This window comes from Pseudomonas sp. 2hn, from assembly GCF_019646095.1.
GTDB lineage: Bacteria > Pseudomonadota > Gammaproteobacteria > Pseudomonadales > Pseudomonadaceae > Aquipseudomonas > Aquipseudomonas peradeniyensis.
The window spans coordinates 3,891,563-3,911,945 of record NZ_CP081016.1 but is presented as its reverse complement, the minus strand read 5'-3'; the positions used below and the strand labels follow the sequence as shown (position 1 = coordinate 3,911,945).

Here is a 20,383-nt window from a genome sequence, read left to right as displayed (position 1 = left end):
CCTCTGTAGGAGCGGCCTTGTGCCGCGAAAGGCTGCAAAGCAGCCCTGGCAACTCCAAGCCGGGCGCCCTTGAAAAGGCTGGTGCTTAGGCCCCCACCTGATGCAACTGCCCCAACCGGCTGCGGGTACGCATCAGGTCGGCCAGCGACCCGCCCAGGCTCTGCTCCAACGGCCGTTTGCCGATCACCGTCACCTGGCGATCCTGGTCATACAGCACATCCACCAGGTTGACGAAGCGCTGCTGCGCCGCCAGCGAGCATTCGGCCAGGTCGTCCAGGCCCACGATGATCCAGTGGTCATAGTGCTCGGCCAGCGCCAGGTAGTCGATCACCGCGGTGGGCTGCTCGCAGAGGTCGTCGAAGGCAAACATTACCAGCCGTTCCTCGCAGGCCAGGGCGCGCAGCGGCCGTTTGTTGATCTCCAGCACGCATGGCGAAGTTGTCGGCAGCGCCATCGCCTGACACTGCTCCGGGGTGCCCGGCCAGACATAATGCCCCTGGGTAAACCGCTGATGCGCGCGGTTGGCCGGCAGGCTGCGAAAATCCGTGTCCCCGTTCACTTCCAGCACCTGCATGCGGCTGTTGATCAGGCGGATCACCGGCAGGAAGCGCTGGTGGTACAGCGGATTGGGCAGCAGCCCCTCGGGGGCGTAGTTGGAGGTGACCAGCAGGAACACGCCACGGGCGAACAGGGCATCGAACAGCCGGGTGAGCAGCATGGCGTCGCCGATGTCGTGGACGTGGAACTCGTCGAAACACAATACCCGGCAATCCCCCAGTAGCTCGTCGAGGGTCGCCTCCAGGGCATCGTCCAGCGCCCGATGGCGATGCATCCCCTGGTGCAGGCGGGCGAAGAAATCATGGAAGTGCAGGCGACGCTTGGCCACGGTCGGCACGGCCTGGAAGAAACCATCGAGCAGCCAGCTCTTGCCGCGTCCGACCGCACCGTGCAGGTACAGGCTGCGTGCCTGGCCCGTCGCGAGTGCGGCCAACAGCGTGGCCATTGCCGCGATTACCCGGCGTTGCCCGTCACTCAGGGTGTAGCCGCGTTCGGCCGCGCGGTCCTGGAAGTAGCCCGCAAGGGCGGTGTCCGCAGGTGGTTCGTGGCGCAGGCGCTGGCCGAGCAGGCGCAAGGGCGCGGGAATCCAGGTGGACAAGTGGCGGGCTCCTCGGGGCGGATCTGGGGCAGGGCGCAGCTTGCGCGACGCCGGGCATTTTGACCAATCGAGAATGTGCCGGGCAATGATCGTGAAATGCGATAGGTCAGGCCTTGTGCTCCAGCTGTCGCTCGATCATGTACTTGATCGCCAGGCGGCGCTCCTTGAGGTGGCGCAGGTCGTCGTCCTGGAAATTGCCCGCCGAGATCGACTCGGCGGCCAGCACCTGGTTGTCGATGTCCATGTACTCGTCGAGCAGGCGGTCGAGCTGCGGGTCGTGCTGGCGTCGCTGCTGGACGATCTCGCGGGGGTAGTGCAGGTCCTGGTAGAGGTCGTGGGAAACAGGCATGGCGTCCTCCTTGTGATGCGCCGATGGGGTCTATCTGGTTGGAAGGGAGGAATGCGATTGTGTTGAAGCGAGGCGGGGGAATTGCGACGAATGGTTGTCGTGGGGACTGTCGCGGGGCAAGCCCGCTCCCACGCCAAAACACTTTGGCTGTGGGTAATATTGCGCAGAGCATGGCGCTAAAAGCATCGGCAGCGTGGGAGCGGGCTTGCCCCGCGATAGGGCCGGCAGAAACAACACAAAATCGGGCTGGCATAACTAACCTTCTGTTTTTCTGCGTATTTTTCAAAAAAAAGCTTCCCACCTCGAAAAAAGGTTGTTAAAGTGCCGGCCATTCCCGAGCAGCAACACACGGAGCTGCAAAGGGGTTGTCAGTGAGGCGGTGAATCAGTCACTCGCCAGATCCGATACAGGGGCGTCGCCAAGCGGTAAGGCAGCAGGTTTTGATCCTGCCATGCGTTGGTTCGAATCCAGCCGCCCCTGCCATTTTCAAGCTATACCATCTCCCTAAATCGCCTCTCGGCGATTTTTTCGTTTCTGCCTACCGGTTTTCCAGCAACTCGGCCAGCGTCTGGGCGAGGGCGTGTTCGTGCACCGGTTTCTGCAGCACCTGGCACCCCGGCAACTCCAGCCCCTGCAACTGCGCGTAGCCGGTGAGGAACACCACGGGCAGCCGTGGGTAGCGCTCGCGGGCCGCCAGGGCCAACTGGGCGCCGTTGAACTCGGGCATGGCGAAGTCGGTAAGCAGCAGGTCGATGCGCTCGTCGAGCAGCGCCATGGCCTGCTTGCCGTCGTGTGCCTGTTGCACCTCGTAGCCTTGGCGTTGCAGCAGGTCGCAGATCATTTCGCGCACCAAGTGGTCGTCATCCACCAGCAGAATGCGCCGTTCGCTGCCTTGCCTGGACAGCGGACGCAGTTCGTCCTGTCCCACCGTCAAGGTGTCGGCGCGGGCCTTGACCGCCGGCAGGTAGACACTGACCAGGGTACCGCGGCCCGGTGTCGTGTCGATGCGTACGCCGCCGCCGGACTGTTTGGCGAAGCCGAACACCTGCGCCAGCCCCAGCCCCGAGCCCTTGCCGATGTCCTTGGTGGTGAAGAACGGCTCGAACGCCTTGGCCAGCACGTCCTCGCTCATGCCGCAACCGTTGTCGCGGATGTTCAGCACCACGTAGTCGCCGGGCTCCGGTTCTTCCGGACGTTGCGCACGGGTGCTGACCCGGGTGTTGCGTGTGGCCAGGGTCAGTTGGCCACCTTCGGGCATGGCGTCGCGGGCGTTGATCGCCAGGTTGAGGATGATCATCTCGGTCTGGGTCGGGTCGGTCAGGGCCTGCCACAGACCGGCGTCCAGCTCCAGGCGCACGGTGATGCTGCCGCCCAGGGTGCGGCGCAGCAGCTCTTCCAATCCTGCGAGGGTCTGATTGAGGTTCAGCGGCACCGGTTCCAGGCGCTGCTTGCGGGAGAACGCCAGTAGCTGGGCGGTTAGCTTGGCCCCGCGCTCGCCGGCCTCGCGGATATGCTGCAGACGCTTGCTGGCCTTCTCCAGCTGGCCCTTGTCCAGGTCGCTCTGCAGGAAACTGGCGCCGGTGAGAATCACCGTCAGCAGGTTGTTGAAATCGTGCGCCACCCCGGCGGTGAGCTGGCCGACTGCTTCCAGGCGCTGCATCTGCTGTAGCGCGGCCTCGATGCGTTCACGCTCGGCGATCTGCTCGCGCAGGCGCTTGTTGGCCTCGGCCAGGTCCAACACCGCCTCGCGTTCGCTGGAGATGTCGCGGGCGACCACGTGCAGCAGGTTGTCGTCCGCCACCACCACCCACGACAGCCAGCGCTGCTGGCCTTCGGCATGCAGGATGCGGCCGACGAAGCGAGCGCTGGTGCGTCCCTGGGACAGCGTGGCCAGTTCGGTGAGGAAGCTTTCCTGGTCGGCCTCCGGCAGCAGATGCAGCAGCGAGATCTGCGCCAGGCGCTCGCGAGGGAAGCCCAGCGCCGTCTCCCAGGCCGGATTCAGCGCGACGGGGGTCAGGTCCTTGTTGAGCACGGCCAGTAGATCCTGGGACAACTCCCACGCACGGTCGCGTTCGCGGGTGCGACGCTCGACCCGTTCGCCGAGCATCTCGTTGAGCTGCTCCAGCGCCTGGGTGGCCTGGCGTTGCGGGTGGATGTCCTGCAGCACGCCGGAAAAGCGCACGCACAGGCCGTCGACGAACTGGGTCTGGCCGGTGGACAGCAGCCAGCGGGGCTCCAGCGCGCCGGCCGGGGCAATGCGGAACTCGGCGCGGTAATGGCCGTCGCTGTCCGGGCGCATGGCCTGCTCCACAGCGTCGCGCACGCGCGGCAGGTCTTCGGGATGGATGCCGGCGTAAAACACCTCGAGGTTCATCCGCGTGTCGCTGGGCAGCCCGAACAGCATCTTGCAGCGATCATCCCAGACCATCTGCCCATCCTGCGGACGGTAGTCCCAGGTGCCCATGCCGGCGGCGTCGATGGCGATGCGCGCGCGCGCCTCGGCCTCGGCCAGGGCTTCCTCGGCGCGGCGCCGGCGCTGGCGCTCCTGCACCTCGGTCAGTGCCCGGCGCACCGCCTTGGGCAGCAGCGGCAGGTTCTTCTTCAGCACGTAGTCGGTGGCACCGAGGCGGATCATCTCCACCGCGTGCTCCTCACCATAGATGCCCGAGAGGAAGATGAACGGTATGTGCGGGGCGATGCGCTGGGCGGTGGCCAGCACGTCGGCGCCGGAGGAGCCCGGCAGCACACAGTCGCACAGGATCAGGTCGTAGGGGGCTTCGCGCAGGGCGTGCTCGGCGCCCACATGGTCGAACACCAGCCGCGACTGCACCTGCAGCCCGCTGCGCTCCAGGCGCACCAGGATCAGCTCGGCATCCATGGCGCTGTCTTCGACCATCAACAGCTTCAGCGGGGTGTGCTGCATCGTGTTCGCCTCAATTGCTGCCGCGTCGGTTCAGGCGCAGCGAACCGGGTGGTGGTTCATTGAGCACCGCCCAGAACATGCCGAGGTCGGAAATGGCGGTGACGAACTCCTTGAATTCCACCGGCTTGACCACGTAGGCGTTGACCCCCAGCTCATAGGCCCGGCGCAGGTCGGGGCCTTCCCGCGAGGAGGTCAGCATGACGATGGGGATGCTGCGCAGCTCGGCGGTGTCGCGCACCACCTTGAGCACTTCCAGGCCATCGACCTTGGGCAGCTTGAGGTCCAGCAGCATCACCGCCGGGTTGCCGTCATCGCGTTCGGCATAGGCGTTGCGTCGCAGCAGGTAGTCCAGCGCGTCGGCGCCGTCGCGCACGACGATGACCTCGTTGGCCAGCTGGCTGCGCTCCAGGGCGAGCAGCGTCAGTTCGAGGTCCCTTGGATTGTCTTCGACCAGCAGGATGGGCTTGAGCATGGTGTCCGGCCTCAGGCAGACGTGGGGTGGAGGGGGAGGGTGAAGTGGAAGCTGGCGCCTTGGTCGATGCGGCCCTCGGCCCAGACCCGGCCATCGTGGCGCTCGATGATCCGCCTTACGCTGGCCAGGCCGATGCCGGTGCCCTCGAACTCGTCCATGCGGTGCAGGCGCTGGAACACGCCGAACAGCTTGTCGACGTAGGCCATGTCGAAACCCACGCCGTTGTCGCGCACCAGGAATTCGATCTCGTGCCGGTGGCGCACGGCGGCGATCTCGATGCGCGCCGGGTCGCGGCCACGGGTGTACTTGATGGCGTTGGCGATCAGGTTGTGCAGGACCATGTTGATGAAGGCCGGGTCGGCGATGACCTTGGGCAGCTCGGCGATTTCCCAGGTGACGGCGCGGCCTGCGTAGTCCGGGGCCAGCTCCGTGCGGATGGCATCGATCAGGGTGTTGAGGTCGACGTCGGTCAGGCGCAGCGCCGAGCGGCCCATCTGCGAGAAGTTCAGCAGATTGTCCACCAGGGTGCCGGCAAACTGCGCGGCGTCCTCGATATGGCCGAGAAAGCGCTTTCCGCGTTCCGACAGTTTCGCGCCCTCGATCTCGCCGAGCAGTTCGCTGTAGCCGGCGATGTGCCGCAAGGGTGCGCGCAGGTCGTGGGACACACTGTAGGAGAACGCTTCGAGTTCCTTGTTCGAGCGCCTCAGTTCGCCGGCCAGTTGCGCCATTTCCTCGGCCTTGCGCAGGACGATGCCGAGCACCGCGCCGCGCAGTTCCTGCACGCCTTCGATGATCAGCGGATCCCAGGGCGCGCTGAAGCCGCGCACTTCCTCCTGCCAGCGCTCGAAGCTGTGCCGTGGGTTGAGGTTGCCCTGGGGCGCCACGGTCTTTTCCGGGCGGCCGGCCCAATTCACCGTGTGGGCCTGCTCGGGGCGGAACCACAGCAGGTAATGCGAATGGATCTGCGAGATCGCCACCGCCAGCACGCCGGCGGCATGCCGGGCCAGCTCCGGCAGCTCGTCGACGTCGCGCCGCACGTTTTCGGTATGGAACACTGCGTCGCCGCCACGCTGTGCCAGCCAGTGCGCCAAGGCGTTGACTTGCGCCGCCGGCGGCGTGGCGCCGATCAGGTCGCAGCGCTCGGCGCTGATGATCGCCGCGCCCGTGGCCCCGGCGAACTGCAGCATCACCTCGGGCAGGGCCAGCAGGCCGTCGCTGACACTGTCGTGGTCGGCCATCGCGGCGAGCATGCGCACGATGCGCTGGCGCAGGTCGAGCAGCTGGCGGGTGCTGTCGTGCGACTCGATGGCCTCGATCTGCAGCGACAGCACGTTGGCCAGCAATTCGCAGGCGGTGCGGGTCTTGAAGTCCACCGGGCGCGGTTGCTCGTGGTGGCAGGACACCAGCCCCCAGAGCTGGTCGTTGACGACGATGGACAGCGACATCGAGGCCAGGGTGCCCATGTTGCGCATGTACTGCAGGTGCACCGGCGAGACGCTGCGCAGGGCGGCGAAGCTCATGTCCAGGGCCTTGCCGGTGCGCGGGTTGGCGGCCGGCACCAGGGGCGAGGGCTGGTAGTTCGCGTCCTCGATCACCCGGATACGGTTGATCCGGTACAGCTCGCGGGCCTGGCGCGGGATGTCCGAGGCCGGGAAGCACAGGCCCAGGTAGCTGGGGTAGCCAGGGTCGGCGTCCTCGGCCAGGACCGTGCCGGTGCCCTCGCTGTCGAAGCGGTAGGCCTTGACCCGGCCGAAGCCGGTGATGCGCTTGATCTGCCGCACCGACTGCTGCAACAGCTCGTCGATTCGGGTGGCCTGGTGCAGGGTGCTGACGAAGGCGCGGACCAGGGGGTAGTAGTCGTCCTTGCCAGCGTTGCCCGGCGAATCGCGGTGGGGTTCGAACTCGAGGATCAGCACCTGGTCGTGACGGTGGGCCAGCACCCGCAGTGCGGCGGGCCAGGGGGCGCCTTGGTGCAGCCGTGCATCGCCGATGTGGAACGGGAAGATTTCATCGTCGGGCAGGTTCGCCAACTGTTGGCGCAGGTCGAAACCTTCGCCGACCAGTTCGGCGAAGGCCTGGCCGATCAGGGCGCGGGCCGGCACGCCCAGCCAGCGCTCGGCGTTCTCGCTGGCCTGCAGCACGCGCAGGTCGGTCTCGTCCAGCACCAGCAGGAAACCCTGGGGCTGAATGCTGCCCGGAACCTGGATCGGCTCCTGGGCACAGCGCTCGATTGCCTGGTCGAGCGAGGTCGGGTCGGTCGTCACGGGACTCTCCTGTAGGGTCCGTCCACGCATGGGGCATGCGTTTGCACAGGATGTTGCTGCTGAACGGTATCAGAATGGCGGCCGCTTTGCCGGGGTCTGGTTATTTGAAAGGTGATGGGCGCCAGGGTTTCGTGGTCGGGGCGGGAAATTTTCTGGGGCGCCTGTGCACTGGCCTGGCTACCGACTCCGTCCTTTTCATTAATGCCAAAGAGGGGTAGGCCCACCCCGGCCCGGATCCAATCGCGCTGCTACGCTCAAGCTCAACCCATACGCACAAGGATCGACCGGTGACGGAGCGCTTAGTGGCCATGCTGTTGGGCCTGTGGTTGAGTGGCAACGCCATGGCAGCGGATTTTCTCGTTGAAGTGCAGGTGCGCGTGCAGCGCGGCTGCATGCTGGTCACCCAGCAGCGCGAGGCCGGCCCGCAGGCGCTGGGGCGCATCGACCTGGGCAGCGTGGCGCGCCTGGACGGCCCAGGTGCGCCGGCCAGCGGCGTGCTGCTCGCCCAGCGCCCGCCGCGCCTGGAGTGCAACCCGGACACCCCGTACCAGGTGCGTGTCGATGGCGGCCAGCATGGTGGCGTCGGCGAAGTGCGCTACCTCGCCAGCCCCGATGCCCAAGCCCGACCGATTCCCTACCGCCTGTTCCGTGACGCCGCCTGGCGCCAGCCGCTGGCGGTGGACGTGGCGCAATCGGCACGGGTGCCGGACAGCGGCTCGGCGGAGCTGCCCCTCTACGCACGGATCGACACGCTGGCCTGGGCGCCCCGCGCCGGGCTGTACGCCGACCTGCTCAAAGTCACGGTCACCTGGTAGGGAGGCTGCATGCTCATGGACGCGTTGCACCGTGGTTCGATCCTGCTGCTGACCCTCGGCCCGCTGCTGCTGCCCAGTGGCGCGGCCCACGGCACCACCACCGGCTTCATCCAGGCGCGGCTGGTGATCAGCGCCGCCTGCCAGATCAGCAGCGACCCGCAACCGGCCACCCTGGGCAACCCGGGCCTGATGGACTTCGGCGCCCGCGGGCCGACCTGGGACCAGCCGCTGACCAGCCGGGTCGACGAGGCCGGCGGCGAGGGCAGCCTGCAGATCAGCTGCTCGCCGCAGGTGCGCGCCTTCAGCGTGCGCATCAACGGCGGGCAGAACGGCAATGACGGCGTGCGCCGCCTGAGCAACGGCCGCGAACTCATTCCCTATCAACTGGCCATCGATCCCGGTGGCAACAGCCGCTACGGCATCGGCCAGGCCCGTACCTTCACCATCAGCGGCACCCAGCAGGTGCCCGTGCCCATCTACGGCGTGGTGGTCGCGCAACCGCGCGCGCTGCCTGCCGGGCTGTATCGCGACACCCTCAGGGTGACCCTGGACTGGTAACACGCAAGGAGATTCCGATGCCCAAGCACCTCACCCGCTGCATCTTCGCCGGCCTTGGCCTGGCCCTGGCCGCCCAGGCCCAGGCCGCCACCGTGACCGGCACCATCAGCTCGACCCTGACACTGACCGCCGCCTGCCAGGTCAACGGCAGCGGCGGCACCTCGGGGCTGAACTTCGGCAGCCTCAACTTCGGCACTCAGGACTCGCTGTTCACCACCGCCAATGGCCAGGTGCTCGGCGGCGGTGGCGGGGCCATGAGCATTCTCTGCTCGGCAGGCACGGTGCCGACGATCAAGGTGCGTGCCGGTACCCACGACTCGCAGTCCGCCGGCGGGACCCGGGCCCTGGCCGATGGCGCGGGCAATTTCGTGCCCTACGACTTCTACACCGACGCCGGGCACACTCAGCTGCTGGCGATCGACGGCACCATCACCCTGCCGACCAGCACCGGCGTGGCGCAGACCGTCAACCTGTACGGCCAGGCCCGCGGCAAGGCCGGCCTGCCGGCCGGGGTGTACACCGACACGGTGGCGGTCGAGCTGAGTTTCTGAGCCATGCCGGGCACGGCGCGGCTGCTGGCCGTCGGGCTGTGCCTGGCGCTGACCCAGGGTGCCCACGCGGTCACCACCAGCACCTTCCAGGTGACGGCGCAGATCGTCGCCGGCTGCCTGGTGGTCGGCGGCGTGACGGCCTATGGCGTGCTCGACTACGGCACCAGCTCGGCGCTGTCCACCGCCACCCTGAGCACCTCGCTCGGCGGCAGCACGGTGACCTTCCAGTGCACCCCCGGCGTGGCCCTGAGCATGAGCCTGGATGGCGGCCAGAACAGCACCAGCGGCACGCGCAACCTCAAGCGTTCGGGGGGCACGCAGCTGCTGGCCTACCAGCTGTACCGCGACGCCGCGTTCAGTCAGAGCCTGGGCATCGGCAGCAGCGTGGCGGTGAGCTACAGCGACCCGACGGCGATCAAGCTGCCGGTCTATGGCCGTACCACCCTGACCGGCACCCTGCCGGCCGGGACCTATACCGATGTCGTGCAAGTGACGGTGACCTGGTGACAGGCCACTGCGGATAACCGAGAAGGAGAGGGGCATGGGGGCAGGCGCGAAACGGGCGCGTGGGATCATCGGGCTGCTGCTGTTGGCCAGCTGCGCATCGGCCTTCGCGGCCACTTCGGTGCTGATCTGGCCGATCGACCCGGTGCTGGAGGCCGACCAGAAGGCCGGCGCACTGTGGCTGGAAAACCGTGGCTCGGCGCCGACCAGCCTGCAGGTGCGGGTGTTCGCCTGGCGCCAGGGCGAGTACCAGGAGCAGTTCCAGGCCCAGCGCGAGATCATCGGCAGCCCGCCGGTGGCCACTATCGCGCCGGGGCAGAAGCAGCTGATCCGCCTGACCCGCACCGGCAGCTCGCCGGCAGGGCAGGAGCAAGCCTACCGCATCATCATCGACGAGATCCCTTCGCCGCTGCCGGCCGATGCCGCCAGCGAAGGGCCAAAGGCGGCGATCCGCCTGCAGATGCGCTACTCGGTGCCGCTGTTCGTCTACGGCGAGGGGCTGTGGGGCAAGCCCGACCCTGAGGGCAAGCGCAGCGTCGAAGGCGTGGGCAAGCCGCAGTTGAGCTGGCGCGCGGTGACGGTGCAGGGCAAGCCCTATGTCGAGCTGCGCAACACGGGGCCGGTGCATGCGCGGCTGACCGACGTGGTGTTGCAGCAGGCCGGCCAGGACCGGCCGCTGGTCGAGGGGCTGCTCGGCTACGTGCTGCCTGGCGCCAGCATGCGCTGGCCGGCACCGGCCGCGCCGGGCGCCGCCAGCGTGCTCAAGGGGCGGGTCAACGGCCAGGAGGTGGCCCAGGCCATCAAACAGGGGCAATGAGCCGCGCTTGAACGGATCACAGGGGCCAGGGAGGACCCGGTAATGGTTGGAAGTCGTGTGTGAGCTGGGTGCGGGTGGCAACGCACCGATTGTGCCTGGGCCTGGCGGTGCTGGGGCCCGGCCTGGGCGTGGCCGACGACCTGCCGCCGCCGCCCTCGGAACAGGCCGCCATCGCCGACGCCACGCTGTACCTCGACCTGCAGGTGAACCAGGTGGCCAAGGCTGAGCTGGTGCCGGTGCAGCAGCGCGCCGGGCGCCTGTACCTGGCCAGCGAAGTGTTGCGCGAGGCGGGCATCAGGCTGCCGGGCGAACCCCAGGGCGAAGTGGCCCTGGACGAGATCCCCGGCCTGCACAGCGACTACGACAGCCAGAACCAGCGCCTGCTGCTGCAGGTGCCGCCGGCCTGGCTGCCCAACCAGCAGGTCGGCGAGCGCAACCTGTACCCGGCCAGCGACGCGCGCAGCAGCTTCGGTGCCTTGCTCAACTACGATGCCTACCTCAACGATACCGACGAGGGCGGCAGCTACCTGGCCGCCTGGAACGAGCTGCGCCTGTTCGACGACTGGGGTACCTTTTCCACCACCGGGCAGTGGCGCCAGTCGTTCAATGGCGCCCAGGCCCAGGGCCGCCAGGGTTTCCTGCGCTACGACACCACCTTCCGCTACACCGACGAGCAGCGCCTGCTCACCTATGAGGCCGGCGACCTGGTGACCGGTGCGCTGCCCTGGACCACCTCGGTGCGGGTGGGCGGCCTGCAACTGTCCCGCGACTTCGGCGCCCGTCCCGACCTGGTCACCTATCCGCTGCCGGCCTTTGCCGGCGAAGCCGCCGTGCCGACCTCGCTGGACCTGTTCATCAACGGCTACAAGAGCAGCAGCACCGAGCTGCAGCCGGGCCCCTATACCTTGACCAACGTGCCGTTCATCAACGGCGCTGGCGAGGCGGTGGTGGTGACCACCGACGCCCTCGGCCGCCAGGTGTCGACCACCTTGCCGTTCTATGTCACCAGCAGCCTGCTGGCCAAGGGGCTGTCGGACTTCTCGGTGGCTGCCGGCAGCCTGCGCCGCGACTATGCCGTGCGCGATTTCGCCTATGGCCCGGGCGTGGCCTCGGCGACCTTGCGCCACGGGGTGTCCGACTACTTCACCCTGGAAACCCATGCCGAGAGCGCCGAGTCGATGATGCTCGGCGGCCTGGGCGGCAACCTGCGCCTGGGCACCTTCGGCGTGCTCAACGCGGCGCTGACCCAGAGCCGTTTCGAAGGCGATACGGGTCAGCAGGTGGCGCTGGGCTACCAGTACAACAGCCGGCGCATCGGCTTCAACTACCAGCGCGTGCAGCGCCACGGCGACTACGCCGACCTGTCGCTGGTCGACAGCCCCTTCACCCGCCTGAGCCAGCGCAGCGAGCAGGCCACCCTGAGCCTCAACCTGGACCGCTATGGCAGCCTTGGTGCCGGCTATTTCGACGTGCGCGCCGGCGACGGCACGCGCACGCGGCTGATCAACCTGAGCTGGAGCAAGCCGCTGTGGCGCAACAGCAGCCTGTACCTGTCGGCCAACCGCGAGGTCGGTGACAGCCAGTGGGCGGTGCAGGCGCAGCTGGTGATCCCCTTCGACCTGCGCGGCACCCTGGCCTTCAGCGCCGAGCGCAGCAAGGACGGCCAGGACCTGCAGCGGGTCAACTACAGCCAGGCGGTGCCGGTGGGCGGCGGGGTGGGCTACAACCTGGGCTACGCCACCGGCGGCAACCGCGACGACTACCGCCAGGCCGACCTGACCTGGCGCCTGCAGTCGGTGCAGTTGCAGGTGGGCGCCTACGGCAGCGGCGGCGAGATGACCCGTTGGGCCGACGCCAGCGGCTCGCTGGTGTTGATGGACGCAGGCTTGTTCGCCGCCAACCGCATCGACGACGCTTTCGTGGTGGTCAGCACCAGCGGCTACGCTGACGTGCCGGTGCGCTACGAGAACCAGCAGATCGGCCGCACCGACCGCAACGGCCACCTGTTGGTGCCGTACAGCAGCGGCTACTACCGCGGCAAGTACGAGATCGACCCGATGGACCTGCCCGCCGATGTGCTGGCGCCGCAGGTGGAGCAGCGCGTGGCGGTACGCCGTGGCAGCGGCTATCTGCTGGAATTCCCGCTCAAGCGAGTGCTGGCGGCGAGCCTGGTGCTGGTCGATGCTGACCAGCAGGAACTCAAGCTGGGCAGCCGGGTACGCCATCAGGAAAGCGGCGGCGAGGCGGTGGTGGGGTGGGATGGGCTGGTCTACCTGGAGAACCTGGCGCCGCACAATCGCCTGCAGGTGGACAAGGCCGATGGCGGCCAGTGCCAGGTGGCGTTCGACCTGCCTGAAGGGCAGGGGCCGATCCCGCTGATCGGCCCGCTGGTGTGCCGATGAACCGGCTGGCCAGCGGTTGCCTGGCGGGGTTGCTGTCGCTGCCGGGGACCGCCTGGGCGCTGTGCTCGGCGGTGGCCACCGCGCCGGCGGCGTTCGGTTCGGTCAACTCGACGCTGGTGCGCACCACGGTACAGAGCGCCTCGAGCACCAACGCCGGCCTGCAATGTACCGGTTCGCTGTTGTCGTTGCTGGTCAGCAGCGACCATTTCTACGCCACCATCACCTCTTCCAGCAGCGGCCTGGTGGGGCCGACCGGCGATGTGATCCCCTATACGATCTACGCCAACAACACCACCAGTTACCCTATCAGCCGGGGCGTGCAGTTCGACTTTGCCCGCAATGGCATCATCGACGCACTGGGCCTGCTCAACGGCAGTACGCCCAGGACCGTGCCGCTGTACCTGAAGACCGTGGTCGGCGCCAACGTCGCCGCCGGCCTGTACCAGGAAACCCTGAACATCGCCTGGAGCTGGAACTACTGCTCGGGTATCGGTATCGGCAACATTTGCCTGGGGCGTGACATCGGCAGTGGTAACCAAACCCTGCTGGTCAGCCTTACGGTGACCAACGACTGCCAGATCACCACGCCCAACATCAGCTTCGCCAGCGCGCCGGTGGTGGCCGGGTTTGGCACGGTGAACCAGAGCGTGAGCGTGTCGTGCACCAAGGGCAGCAACTACACGGTAGGGCTGGATGACGGGCAGAACGTCTCGGGCGGGCGGCGGCGGATGAAGTCCAGCGCCAACAACTACCTGGCCTACGATATCTTCAAAAGCGCCGGCGTGGTGCGCTGGGGCTCGGTGGGCGCGGCGCGGCGTTCGAGCAGCGATGCCGAGGTGAACCCCGGGGCGGGGACCGGGACGGGGAGCCAGGTGTTCAACTACAACGCCAAGGTGTACACCGACCAGGCCACGCCGCCGGCGGCGACCTATACCGACAGTGTGATCCTGGATGTGCAGTTCTGAGTAGGCTTCCTCGCCTTCCACGGAACAGAACGTAACGGGGCAGCGTGGGAGCGGGCTTGCCCCGCGATGTGGTGTATGGCACCGGCTACGCCGGTGATCGCGGGGCAAGCCCGCTCCCACGCTGGTGATGTTCCAACATTGCTCTCTGTACGACAGCGCAGCCTGAAGGGCAGGGCGATTTCCGATAGGAGATCGCGTTGCTCAGCGCAAATCGTCGACCATCTTCAGCAACGTCTCCAGCACCGCCCCGGCCAACGCCTTCGAGCGCTCGCCCGACCAGCCGGTGCGCGGGTTCGGCGCATCGTCGTGGTCCTTGAACGGCATCTCCAGGGTCAGCGACAGGCAGTCATGGGCCTGGCCCACGGCATTGCAGGCCAGGGTCATGTTGGCCTGGCCCGGCTCGTCGCGGGTGTAGCCGTACTTGGTCTGGAAGTCCGGCGTCAGGCTGCACAGGGTGCTGCGGAACTGCTCTTCCAGTTTGGCGATGCGCGGCGTGTAGCCGGGGTTGCCCTCGCAGGCCGCGGTGAACACATGGGGGATCTCCTCGTCGCCATGGGCATCGATGAAGGCATCCACGCCATGCAGCTTCATCTGGCTCTGGGCGAAGAACACTTCGGGGCTCAGTTCAACGCTGGCGTCCTGCCAGGCGCGGTTCAGGTCCTTGCCCTTGAAGTTGGTGCGCAGGTGGCCAAGGAAGGCGCCGTCCGGGTTCATGTTGGGGATCAGGTACAGGTCGGCCTTGGCCAGCAGTTGCCGGATGACCGGGCCGTTGGCTTCGAGGGCGTCGATCACGCCTTCCATGAACCATTCGGCCATGTGCTCGCCCGGGTGCTGCTGGGCGATGATCCACAGCTTGCGCTTGCCGTCCGCGCCATTGCCCGCGCGCAGCAGCGGAATGTCGCGCCCCTGCACGCTGCGCCCGCTGGCCAGCAGTTCGACGCCCGGGATCTGCTTGGCGCGCTCGATCAGCTGGTTGTGACGGGCGCGCGGGTAGGGCTCGAAGTAGGCGAACCAGGCCTGCGCCTGTTCAGCCTTGAAGTCGAAGCTCAGGGCCTTGCCGTCGAACTGGCTGGGCACGCGGAACCAGGTCTGCTGGTCGTAGGAGGCCACGGCGTGGTAGCCGGTCCAGGCGTTCTTGTAGGAGGACTCGGCAGCGTTGTCCAGGCTGAAGCGATGGACCTGGCCCGGGGTCAGGCCGCTGGCCTTGAAGTGGAACCACTGGAAGTGGCCACTGTTGGTGTCCGGGCGGATGTTCAGGTGGACATGCGCAGGGTTGCTGGCGTCCAGGACCAGGATGTTGCCGGAGTCGAAATCGCAGTCAATGTGCAGCGGGGAGAGCGTCACGGTCATTGCCAGCCTCCTGTTGGCGTTGTTGTGGGAGGTACTCTACACCGCGAAAGGTGTTCAGGGTGTCACTTTGTTCGTGGCCTGTGAGTCGGTGGAGGGCTCAGGGGCGGTGCGGGATTCGCGGTCTATGGCTTCCGGCCATTGCACCCTGGGGGCTAATCGGCGAATGGGGGTGAGTTCGAAGTCATTGTCCCAATCGCGGGGTGGGCGAACAAAGGTGGGAAGTGCGTCTGGGCCCTGTTGCATGAACAGTCTGATGATCTCCCAGTATTGCTTGCCATCCTCAAGGTCATGACTGAAGAACAGGCGGTCGATTATTTCGTTGGTACCTGTCTTGCGTACGGCGATGACGATATTCTCAACGAGTCCGCCGTTGCCCATCGGGGCATAAAGGCTATAGACCTCGGCGATGAGGTCGCTCCAGTTATAAACGACAGGGCGTACCCCCCCAGTGCTTTTTGCTGAGTACCCGAACCCTGTCTTGTCTGTACTCGTAAAAATAAACTTTTTGTCGGAGCCGGTTAAAACGGATTGGCTCGTCGCGCGGTAGCTCAATGTCCAGGCGTACGAGAGGTATCGTTACCCAGTAGGCAGCGGTAATTATGGTTAGAATTATTGCGAAGTCTAATCCAATTTTCTCTCCTTCGATTAATGTGGTATGAACTAAGGTTAAGATTGGTAGTAAACCCAGCAGCATGGCGATGCTTCCACCGATGAGGCCGATGCCCCTGATTTTTAGTGTTGATCTTGGGATCTCTATATAAATATTATTTATTTTGTTTGGAGTGGGTGGTAGTAAGGTTGCGTTGAGTTTCTGTGTGGGCTCCTCATTGGGAGGAGGTAGGTCATACTTCCAGCCTAGAATACGCTCAGGTAAGTCGTCATTGGAGGTAGTCATTTGTGGGTTTCCAGGATTTCCAGATTTGCATAGGCCTCTGGGGAATTACGATCTGGCCAGTAAGTGACGTTTAAAGTTGCAGCCTGTATGCTGTGCCTGCCAAGGCTTGGGGTGAGTTCTATGTGGCCGGTTATGAACTCGGTGGTAGTGGAATCACCGGAGTGCAACACTGCGGATTTTTTGCTGGTGTTTTGGATGAGGGTATCTGCTCTGTAGTCTTTCACTTTGCGAGAGGGGCGCGACGACGGCTTTTTTGCGAGGTTGGCAATGGATGTAAAACTGCATGGGATCCTGTGGCGATGATCTCGCCGCTCGTGTAGTTGGACGGAACCCCATCGCCATGTCGGTGAACGGTCAGGGACCAGTGATAGCTGTAGCTTGAAGCATTGATATTGGGCAGCAATATCTTGAATGTTAGTTTTTGCTCGGTGGCTGCCTGAGCAATCCATCCTATTTTAGCCGTGAGCGTGGGGTCGGCTCTTTGGGATTCGAATTTTACGCCCGCCTCAACACCCAATGTGGCGGCGTTTAACGCTGCAAAAGCGATGTCAGCATGCTCAGGGAACTCCCAGTGGATGGCAGGGGTTTCATTGGCTTTGCCGAAATAACACCGTCTTGCCCAACGCTCTAATGGGGTTGATTCTTTGCCCTCTGCCCACTTTTTAGTGCTGTAAGCACCTATTGCAAGGGTGATTGCTATACCTAGTGGGCCAAATAGTGCTGGGCTGAAAACTGCATAAATAGCATAGATTGTTCCGGCTAATGATATAAATGCCGTCGCACTATAAGCATTCCGAGCGGTTGTATCCCCATTCGCCCATGTTCGCCTTGAGGCAAACACTGCCTGTGCCGTATCGTAAATTCCGGCCACGGCTCCCATGACGGCACCTACCCTGACCGTTGCCCGCCCCATTTCTATGACAGTGGCCATCCGGGCCGTCCCCGCAGGTGTCATGGGTATCCTGGTGTTGATCTGCGTGGCGCCGGTCCTGATGATTAAACCCAGTGCCTCGATCCCTCCGCCAAGAATCGCCAGCTTGGACCCATGCAACGCCATCACCGCTTCCCTGGATTTCTCGCCGATCTCGATTTCCGCTTTTTCCAGATTCTTCGCCAGGCTATCGTGGGTCAGGTACAAGCCGCCCAGGGCCAGCAGGAGCTCCCAGCTGCCGGCCACGCCGCGCAAGCCGGTGAAGCTGGTGTGCACCAGCTGCGCCGCCTGCTTCGCGGTGATGCGCATACCGTGGAGCAGTTGGCGGGCGTTGGCGTCGAGGGTTCCTGCGGCGACCGAGAGGTTGACCAGGCTGATCTGCGCGGCGTCGCTGAGCTGGTTGACGCGCAGACCGGCTTCCTGGGCCAGGCGCTCCTGCAGCACGTCGGCGGTGCCCTCGACCCAGACGCTGACGGTGACGACGCTGTGCGCCAGCTTCGGGTCGAGCACTGCCAGGCTCAGCAGCCCGTGCTGGATGACCGGCCGCACCCAGCGCCTGGACGCGCTCACCTCGGCATCGAATTCGCGCAGGCCCAGGAGCATGCGCTCGCGGGCCTTGGCGGTCTGCGCGCTGGCCTTGTGCTGCAGTTCGCGCAGGTGGGCGCTCTGCAGGGCGTAGTACTCGCTGAGCTTCATCTGCACCTGTAGCTCGATCAGTTGCACGCCGTTGTACAGCCACTGGCTGGCGCTGTTCAGGCGCATCACGGCGCGCTGCACGCCGGGCGGCAGCAGGGGCTTCAGGCGCAGGCTGGCGCCATTGATCGCGCCTTGCGTCTCGGCGATGGCCTGGCGCAGGGTGTCACGCAGGTTCAAGCCGGCATCGTCACTGGCGATGACCTTGCTCAGCGCCCCATAGAGCTTCTCGCTGTCGCCCCAGTCGGTGGGGTCGGTGGTGGAGAAACTGGGCAGCAGCGCGGCGAGCACGGCCCGGTCGCGCAGGAGCACGGCGCGGTAGGGCGGGCTGTTGGGATCCTGCAGCCAGCGCTGCCACAGCGCCGCGCTGCTGCCCGGGTCAGGGGCGCGGGCTTCGCCGTCCGCGTCGGGGGCCTCGGTGACGCCGCCGGCCAGGCACAGGGCCATGGTCTTGCTGTAGGCGATGCCGGACTCGCGGTCGTCGCCGTCGTAGTCGTGTTCCTCGATGGCGTGGAACAGGCTGCTGTCGCAGAGCTGGGTGTAGGCCTGGGTATTCAGGTCGATGTAGCGCTGGTACTCGGCTTCCTGGCGCTCGTACTCGGCTTGAAAACCCGCGCGCAGGGGCTCGTGGTAGCGCTCCTCGAGCCGGGCGACGCCGTCCCGGGCGCGCCGTTCGACCTCGCGCTGGCGCTCCACCTGCGGGTCGACGAACACCGGCGGGCCATCGCCGCTGTGGGGCTCGAAGGACGGGGTCCGCTGCTCGGCCCAGGGCCATTGCATGGCGCGCAGGGTCAGCAGGATCTGCGAGGTCTGCAGCTGATAGGCGCGCAGCGGGTCCTCGCGCCATTGCTGGCGTCGGGCGATCCAGTTGAGGCGCTGGTGGTTGTACTCCTGGACCAGGCCGACGGTGTCGTCGAGCACCAGGGCGAGCACGCCGTGTTCGAGCTGGTGGCGGGCAATGGCGTTGATCAGGTAGCCGCGGGTGGCGGTCTGGCGCAGGAGGCGGCTGTGAAAGCCATGGACACTGTCGAAGGCGCCGGGCAGTTGCTGGTTGTACTCGAAGACCTGGCGGTCCACCTGCAGCTCGCTGAGGGTCATGGCCATGCCCACCTGGGCGGGGGCGCTGCGGGCGAGGGCGAGGTCCAGCACTTGGAAGCGCTCGGGCGGGGTCTTGGCGTTGCGGTAGGCATTGAGCACGCTGGGCGGCCAGGCGTCGCTGCTGAAGGCGATCCAGGCAGTGGAGAAGGCCTCGGTGTCGACGGTGAGGAAGGAAGAGGGGATGTCGTGGTTTTCGCCCAGGCACTGGCGGGCGAGCAGGCGCGGCGGCGCGGGTGGCGGCTCGAGGGGGTTGAAGCGGCGCAGGTGGGCCTCGTCGGTGACTTCGTAGGCGTACCAGATGCGCTGGTCGAGCAGGACATACAGGTAGCCGGTGCGCAGGGTGCGCAGCCCCATGCGGGTGGCGACCTGGTCACCGCCGGCCAAGGGGTAGCGGTAGGCCGGGCGCAGGTCCGGGACCAGGGCGCGACGCAGGGGCAGGATGGGCAGGCCCTTGCGTTCGCAGGCCTGGCACTGGTCGTGGGGCAGGACGGATTCGGCGATGACGTGGGCGATTCGCTTGCTGAGGGTCATGGGCGTACCCCCTTTGAGTATCGTTGGGGCAGCATGAGTCGCTGGCGCGGATAGCAGGAAGGCGCAATCTCGCAGTTGGTTGTAGCGATGAAGGGGTTTGACCTGTAGCGCAGGTCGGAATGGTTAAGCATGGCGGTCCCTGTCCATTGTTGTCGGGCGCCTCAATGTGGAGAAGCGCGCTCGATGCGTGGCACAAGGCTAGGACCATAGGGGGCGTGCGGGAGGAAGTCTTGCCAACGGCTTCCTACATTGCTGTAGGAAAGTTCTCTTTGAAGGGCTGTTATGACTTCAAACCACCGGCTAGAGCGGTCGGGGCAGGAATTTTCGGGGGGCTGCGCCCCGGGTTCAGGTCAGCAGTCCCAAAGCCACGAGGGCGGCAACACCAAGCCCGACGGCAATCGAGCAGCCACCCAGCGACAGCGCCGCACGCCCTTGCCGGTACCAGCCGTCATGGCCGAGCTGTCGCGCCGGGGCGAGCAGGCTGCGCCAGCGCAGTTCGGTTTCGTGGAAGGCACGCAGGTGGTCGGGGTCGGCATCCAGCCAGCGGCGGAAGTCGATGCGTTCGCTGGCGGTCACCTGCGGGCTCTGCAGGCGCACGTACCATTGGCCGGCGATGCTGGCCAGCGCGTCGCCGGGGGCGCGGGCGGTCTGCAGGGCCTGGTTCATGTGGCGCTCGATGCTGATCAGCGGCAGGTCCAGGCGTTCGGCGATGGCGGCGAAGCCCTGTTGGTCGAGGCGGTTGAGCAGGAAGACTTGCTGGACCCGGCGCGGCAGGCGCTTGAGCGCGTGCAGCAGCGCGTCTTCGCCATGCTGTTCGGCGGTGTGCGGGTCATGCTCGAGGGGCAGCAGCAGGCGGGTCATGGACAGCTCCTTGCTCATGAAGGAAAGGGGTGGGGGCGTCTTCCTTGACGCGAAACCAGCTTAGGCTAAACGAGATTGATTCTCAAGTGCTGATTCCGCAAAGATTTGTAATGAGCGTTCACGTCCTGACACAGTTTTGCTATCATCGCCGCCATCAACGATCTTCATTAGCCTGAAGAGCCAAAAAAAATGACCCGGCAAAAAGCCGGGTCAAAAACCGTGATTAGCCTGATGAGGAGATAATCTGA

17 protein-coding genes and 1 tRNA gene are annotated in these 20,383 nt (G+C 65.9%); 8 read left to right on the top strand and 10 right to left on the bottom strand.

Translation table 11 applies throughout. The annotated features are described in order from the left end of the window. Nucleotides 1–85: 85 nt before the first annotated feature. On the bottom strand, nt 86–1,156 hold the full coding sequence (gene zapE / locus K2O50_RS17580) for a cell division protein ZapE (protein WP_050705087.1): 1,071 nt from the start codon (nt 1,154–1,156) through the stop codon (nt 86–88). Nucleotides 1,157–1,262: 106 nt separating this feature from the next. Then, the gene (locus K2O50_RS17575; protein WP_050705088.1) at nt 1,263–1,505 is read right to left on the bottom strand and encodes a hypothetical protein; all 243 of its coding nucleotides are present in this window, start codon (nt 1,503–1,505) and stop codon (nt 1,263–1,265) included. Between the two features lie 408 nt (nt 1,506–1,913). Here K2O50_RS17575 and K2O50_RS17570 point away from each other — a divergent pair. Beyond that, nucleotides 1,914–1,988: transfer RNA gene (locus K2O50_RS17570), tRNA-Gln, on the top strand. A gap of 55 nt (nt 1,989–2,043) precedes the next feature. Here K2O50_RS17570 and K2O50_RS17565 read toward each other — a convergent pair. The 3 genes from K2O50_RS17565 to K2O50_RS17555 are packed head-to-tail and all read right to left on the bottom strand — an operon-like array spanning nt 2,044 to nt 7,194. Beyond that, nucleotides 2,044–4,428, bottom strand: a complete 2,385-nt coding sequence (locus tag K2O50_RS17565) for a hybrid sensor histidine kinase/response regulator (protein ID WP_050705089.1) — start codon at nt 4,426–4,428, stop codon at nt 2,044–2,046. 10 nt (nt 4,429–4,438) lie between these two features. Next, nucleotides 4,439–4,900, bottom strand: coding sequence for a response regulator (locus K2O50_RS17560; RefSeq protein ID WP_050705090.1), 462 nt, complete (start codon nt 4,898–4,900; stop codon nt 4,439–4,441). Nucleotides 4,901–4,911: 11 nt separating this feature from the next. Further along, nucleotides 4,912–7,194: an ATP-binding protein gene (locus K2O50_RS17555; protein ID WP_050705091.1), complete on the bottom strand. Its 2,283-nt coding sequence runs from the start codon at nt 7,192–7,194 to the stop codon at nt 4,912–4,914. A 257-nt stretch (nt 7,195–7,451) separates the two neighbouring features. Here K2O50_RS17555 and K2O50_RS17550 point away from each other — a divergent pair, with 257 nt between their 5' ends. The 7 genes from K2O50_RS17550 to K2O50_RS17520 all read left to right on the top strand — a co-directional run bounded on the left by K2O50_RS17550 (nt 7,452) and on the right by K2O50_RS17520 (nt 13,776). Continuing rightward, on the top strand, nt 7,452–7,979 hold the full coding sequence (locus K2O50_RS17550; RefSeq protein ID WP_050705093.1) for a spore coat U domain-containing protein: 528 nt from the start codon (nt 7,452–7,454) through the stop codon (nt 7,977–7,979). Between the two features lie 24 nt (nt 7,980–8,003). Next, a complete protein-coding gene (locus K2O50_RS17545; RefSeq protein WP_050705101.1) occupies nt 8,004–8,537 on the top strand; it encodes a spore coat U domain-containing protein in 534 nt (177 codons plus the stop codon). Between the two features lie 17 nt (nt 8,538–8,554). After that, complete coding sequence (locus tag K2O50_RS17540; RefSeq protein ID WP_050705094.1) at nt 8,555–9,088, top strand: spore coat U domain-containing protein; 534 nt, start codon at nt 8,555–8,557, stop codon at nt 9,086–9,088. Between the two features lie 3 nt (nt 9,089–9,091). Then, on the top strand, nt 9,092–9,595 hold the full coding sequence (locus K2O50_RS17535; protein ID WP_052896426.1) for a spore coat U domain-containing protein: 504 nt from the start codon (nt 9,092–9,094) through the stop codon (nt 9,593–9,595). Between the two features lie 34 nt (nt 9,596–9,629). Further along, nucleotides 9,630–10,409: a molecular chaperone gene (locus K2O50_RS17530; protein ID WP_050705095.1), complete on the top strand. Its 780-nt coding sequence runs from the start codon at nt 9,630–9,632 to the stop codon at nt 10,407–10,409. A gap of 68 nt (nt 10,410–10,477) precedes the next feature. Continuing rightward, nucleotides 10,478–12,811, top strand: coding sequence for a fimbria/pilus outer membrane usher protein (locus K2O50_RS17525; protein WP_156329613.1), 2,334 nt, complete (start codon nt 10,478–10,480; stop codon nt 12,809–12,811). After that, on the top strand, nt 12,808–13,776 hold the full coding sequence (locus K2O50_RS17520) for a spore coat U domain-containing protein (protein ID WP_050705097.1): 969 nt from the start codon (nt 12,808–12,810) through the stop codon (nt 13,774–13,776). The genes K2O50_RS17525 and K2O50_RS17520 overlap by 4 nt, the downstream gene beginning before the upstream one ends. A gap of 201 nt (nt 13,777–13,977) precedes the next feature. On the opposite strand, the gene K2O50_RS17515 is transcribed toward K2O50_RS17520, so the two are convergent. From K2O50_RS17515 to K2O50_RS17500, 5 genes are all read right to left on the bottom strand, one after another. Continuing rightward, the gene (locus tag K2O50_RS17515) at nt 13,978–15,126 is read right to left on the bottom strand and encodes a M14-type cytosolic carboxypeptidase (RefSeq protein ID WP_050705098.1); all 1,149 of its coding nucleotides are present in this window, start codon (nt 15,124–15,126) and stop codon (nt 13,978–13,980) included. A gap of 54 nt (nt 15,127–15,180) precedes the next feature. Beyond that, nucleotides 15,181–15,504 carry a DUF6708 domain-containing protein gene (locus K2O50_RS17510; protein ID WP_371263134.1) on the bottom strand — a complete coding sequence of 108 codons (324 nt, stop codon included), beginning with the start codon at nt 15,502–15,504 and terminating at the stop codon, nt 15,181–15,183. Between the two features lie 43 nt (nt 15,505–15,547). Then, a complete protein-coding gene (locus K2O50_RS26790) occupies nt 15,548–15,820 on the bottom strand; it encodes a DUF6708 domain-containing protein (protein ID WP_310889556.1) in 273 nt (90 codons plus the stop codon). A gap of 421 nt (nt 15,821–16,241) precedes the next feature. Then, on the bottom strand, nt 16,242–19,274 hold the full coding sequence (locus tag K2O50_RS17505) for a T6SS effector BTH_I2691 family protein (protein WP_259470161.1): 3,033 nt from the start codon (nt 19,272–19,274) through the stop codon (nt 16,242–16,244). Nucleotides 19,275–19,619: 345 nt separating this feature from the next. Continuing rightward, nucleotides 19,620–20,135: a DUF4880 domain-containing protein gene (locus K2O50_RS17500; protein ID WP_050706482.1), complete on the bottom strand. Its 516-nt coding sequence runs from the start codon at nt 20,133–20,135 to the stop codon at nt 19,620–19,622. Nucleotides 20,136–20,383: the final 248 nt, after the last annotated feature.

Excerpts from the sequence above, each read along its gene's own strand:
- K2O50_RS17575 (WP_050705088.1), bottom strand. The coding sequence starts at position 1,505 with ATGCCTGTTTCCCACGACCTCTACCAGGACCTGCACTACCCCCGCGAG.
- K2O50_RS17565 (WP_050705089.1), bottom strand. The coding sequence starts at position 4,428 with ATGCAGCACACCCCGCTGAAGCTGTTGATGGTCGAAGACAGCGCCATG.
- K2O50_RS17560 (WP_050705090.1), bottom strand. The coding sequence starts at position 4,900 with ATGCTCAAGCCCATCCTGCTGGTCGAAGACAATCCAAGGGACCTCGAA.
- K2O50_RS17555 (WP_050705091.1), bottom strand. The coding sequence starts at position 7,194 with ATGCGTGGACGGACCCTACAGGAGAGTCCCGTGACGACCGACCCGACC.
- K2O50_RS17540 (WP_050705094.1), top strand. The coding sequence starts at position 8,555 with ATGCCCAAGCACCTCACCCGCTGCATCTTCGCCGGCCTTGGCCTGGCC.
- K2O50_RS17535 (WP_052896426.1), top strand. The coding sequence starts at position 9,092 with ATGCCGGGCACGGCGCGGCTGCTGGCCGTCGGGCTGTGCCTGGCGCTG.
- K2O50_RS17530 (WP_050705095.1), top strand. The coding sequence starts at position 9,630 with ATGGGGGCAGGCGCGAAACGGGCGCGTGGGATCATCGGGCTGCTGCTG.
- K2O50_RS17520 (WP_050705097.1), top strand. The coding sequence starts at position 12,808 with ATGAACCGGCTGGCCAGCGGTTGCCTGGCGGGGTTGCTGTCGCTGCCG.
- K2O50_RS17515 (WP_050705098.1), bottom strand. The coding sequence starts at position 15,126 with ATGACCGTGACGCTCTCCCCGCTGCACATTGACTGCGATTTCGACTCC.
- K2O50_RS17510 (WP_371263134.1), bottom strand. The coding sequence starts at position 15,504 with ATGGGCAACGGCGGACTCGTTGAGAATATCGTCATCGCCGTACGCAAG.
- K2O50_RS26790 (WP_310889556.1), bottom strand. The coding sequence starts at position 15,820 with ATGCTGCTGGGTTTACTACCAATCTTAACCTTAGTTCATACCACATTA.
- K2O50_RS17505 (WP_259470161.1), bottom strand. The coding sequence starts at position 19,274 with ATGACCCTCAGCAAGCGAATCGCCCACGTCATCGCCGAATCCGTCCTG.
- K2O50_RS17500 (WP_050706482.1), bottom strand. The coding sequence starts at position 20,135 with ATGACCCGCCTGCTGCTGCCCCTCGAGCATGACCCGCACACCGCCGAA.